Raw genomic sequence first — 3,253 nt, forward strand, 5'->3', positions numbered from 1 at the left:
TTGGCGGCATGTTAGCGCCGCCCAGATGGATACCAAAAACGCCGGTATCGGGCCCATAGTTATGATGCTGTAGATAGTATTCTCCCTTGCCCTCCCCTATTTGATAACGTAAGGAGGGCCTTATTAACTCCAGCATTTTCATAATATCAGCTTTTCTCCAGTTTCCTGCTTCTATAAGACCTCCCTTCAAAGGTAATAAACTTACCGTTCATACTGAGTCTATCCAGGATCGCCGATGCTGTTACTGTATCAAACACCTTTCCCCATTGGGAAGGGGTAAGGTTTGTGGTCACTATGGTCGTCGCAAGCTCCGTTCTTTTCGATATGATCTGGAAGAGGATATCGGCCTGCTCTTTGGTCGGTACCGCATACCCCAACTCATCAAGGCAGAGGACGGGCACTCTCACACAGTAGTCAATGAGGTTGTAGACACTCCTTGCCCTGGAGAACCGTGCCATAAGATCAAAGAGGCTTGAGAAAACGGTCTGGTGTCCCTTTGTAAGAGCATCATGGCAGAAAGCAGTGGCAATATGGGTCTTGCCCACACCGGCAGGGCCGATAATGATGAGATTCGAGGGTTTGGCGAGCCATTCGGTGTGCATATACTCCATAATTTTCTCACGGGGTATTTTGGGATTGAAGATCCAGTCAAAGTCAGATAAAAGCTTTATCCTTTTAATCCCCGACATTCTCATGAGATACTCGATTCGCTTCTGCTCTTTTTTCCTGTGCTCTTCCGCAAGGAAGGCAAAAAGGAACTCACTCTCCTTCTCAGATAATGATGCAGGATCGGTGATAAACCGGAAGGTTTTCCAAAGGTCAGATAAGCTCATCATAGTCGGCAAGATTCCTCCTTTCATAGGTGATATCCAGAAGTTCTTTTTTCTGGGGATGTACGGGCTGCTCTTTGAATCCGGGAGAAAGAAGGCTCTCCACATAAGTGATGCGATATATGCCGAGATTGTTTGCCTCCCGTACGGCAGAAATAAGCGTCTCTCTGGCCATATTTTTAAGAAGCCGGAAGAGCTTGACGGCGCTTAAACGGGGGTCTTCCCCTTCCTTTTCTGCTGTATGGAGAAAAAGTTCTATCTCCTTATCCATCCTCTTCATAAGCTGGTAAATCCGCTCTTCCTTGAAGTGGGGCGTCATATTGAGAAGCCTTTCTCTATGCGAGGGATGTTCAATCGTCAGATTCTTCTCAAAATATCTCCTGTGGAGGGCAACACGTTTGCCGTCAACGACAATTTCGATGGATGAGGGCGAGAGAATAACAGTCGAGGCCATGTTGCTGTAAGAGGATGGAACTGAGTACCGATTCGTGTCGCAGGCGACGAACCCTGTAGAAGAGATCAGTGCAGGAACAAGCCTGCATGGTTTATAATCTATAGCCGGAAGAGGGTTGAGCCTCTCTTCGGCCAGAAGATCAAAAGGCGCTCTGCCGGTGACCCGGTGGGGTCTTTTGTTGCGCTCATGGCGCCAGGACATGAACTTGCTGTTAAGTTCGTCCAGGCCGGTAAAGTCAGCGGCACAGACAAAGTTGTCGATGTCCTGTATGACCCGTTCCACCCTGCCTTTTTCATTTGCCCTGCCTGGTGTACATAGATGGATGGAGAACCCGAAGTGGCGGGAGAAATCCAGAAATTGGGGATTTAGAATAATATCCGGTTTTCTGGTAATGACAACGCTCTTTAAGTTATCGTACCGATGCCCTTTCGCAATCCCGCCAACCTCACGCATTGCCTCTATATGACCGTCCAGGAAGAATTCGAAGGAGTGTTTCGGGTAGAATCTGCCGTAGAGGTACCTGGAATAGGCAAGAAGAAAGAGGAAGCCGTATACTGTGCCAAAAGACAGCCTGCGTTCCATCCAGTCGATTTGAACCTCTTCACCCGGCAGGAAGGTGAGTTCGTGGTATGCCTGTCTCTTTCTTTTCTTCCTCAAATTTATCGTGTAGTCTTTTACCGTTGTGTAGCCTCCGGTAAAGCCGTAGGACTTAAGTCGATCCAGCACCTGGATCGCCCTCAGACGGGGGTATCGGCTGTACCACTCTTCAATGAGTCGCCTGTAGGGTTCGATAATACCGGGCCGCTTTTTTGGAAGAGGTCCGGTACCCATGACCCGCATGATTCTCTTCCTTGAGATGGAAAGAAGTTCCGATATCTGGCGTATACTCAAATGTTCAACTTCAATAAAGTGCCTCACCTGCATCTTCAGAGTCTCATCGTCCATAAGATTGACTATACGGTTAAAAGCGGATCGCCGTCCATCCTGTCTTGTATCACCCCTATCCGTATCCATGGGCCGTAAAGGTCTGTTTCCCCGATCTCTTCAGAAGTATCTTGTCTTGTATCATCTGAATCATATCATCCGGTATCATTAAGATGAGCTTCTGTAGCCGTTTTGTATGGGGTATCCTGTCTTGTATCACTCGTTTATTTTGTCGCCATGTCTTGACATAGGGGTACCTGCCTGTAAAGTATCCCGGGTTTTTTTGAACCCAGGCATCCTGGGCAGCTTTTTTCCGGTGCTTCTTGCATTCGGGATTGGAGCATGCCTTCTGTCTCTGTCCTACCCGGCGATCAGGGGTAAAATACTTTCCACAGAAGAGACATTGTTTGACCACCAACACACCCCCTTGTTTTTGTCATAGTATAGACTGCTATGCCGGGGATGGCGGCCAAAAGCATAAAAAGCAAAAACTTTTCTGATGGGGGAGAGGAAGACTGACAATAAAAAGTATGTCAGGGTACAAGACCGATATGAGAGAGAAAGTCATGCGTTTGCGCAAAGCCAAAAAACAGAACCTTAAGACGAAGGAAAAACCCCTGCTTCAAACGAGGGACCACTGCCAACATAATTGGTATCTATTTAAGCGGCGCTAACAAGAGTGAAACATTTGAAGCCGTTGTTGCCTCCTACAGTCTGGTAATGATCCGGTATCTTCTCCTCATCTTTATTCTCCGTAAATACCACCGGAGTGTACCGCTGGGACCGTTATTCCGGGAACTCACAGAAACCCATATCCGGCTTATTATGATGGAGACCATGTGGTGCTATATCAAAGATATACTGATTTTGTCAAGCCACCTACTTTTAGGAGAAATAGAGCCGGGTCGCTTTTTACACTTCCTTGATATTGTTGAAGATGCTATACTGATACAAGCACAGGGAGCAACTGCGAAACTTTAGTATATAAATCATTTTATGAAATATATATCCATTTTTCCATGCATTTATTTAGTCGTTTTACGCG

2 protein-coding genes are annotated in these 3,253 nt (G+C 46.8%); both read right to left on the reverse strand.

All coding sequences use genetic code 11. The features are described 5' to 3' along the window. Positions 1-146: 146 nt before the first annotated feature. A complete protein-coding gene (locus tag WC490_08110; GenBank protein ID MFA5098563.1) occupies positions 147-836 on the reverse strand; it encodes an ATP-binding protein in 690 nt (229 codons plus the stop codon). Continuing rightward, positions 820-2,229 carry an IS21 family transposase gene (istA, locus tag WC490_08115; GenBank protein MFA5098564.1) on the reverse strand — a complete coding sequence of 470 codons (1,410 nt, stop codon included), beginning with the start codon at positions 2,227-2,229 and terminating at the stop codon, positions 820-822. Before istA ends, WC490_08110 begins: the two co-directional genes overlap by 17 nt. Positions 2,230-3,253 lie beyond the last annotated feature (1,024 nt).

This window comes from Candidatus Margulisiibacteriota bacterium (assembly GCA_041650635.1).
GTDB lineage: Bacteria > Margulisbacteria > WOR-1 > JAKLHX01 > JBAZKV01 > JBAZKV01.

What these genes read in the sequence shown, in the direction of transcription:
- WC490_08110 (MFA5098563.1), bottom strand. Translation starts at nt 836, where the DNA reads ATGATGAGCTTATCTGACCTTTGGAAAACCTTCCGGTTTATCACCGAT.
- istA (MFA5098564.1), bottom strand. Translation starts at nt 2,229, where the DNA reads ATGGACGATGAGACTCTGAAGATGCAGGTGAGGCACTTTATTGAAGTT.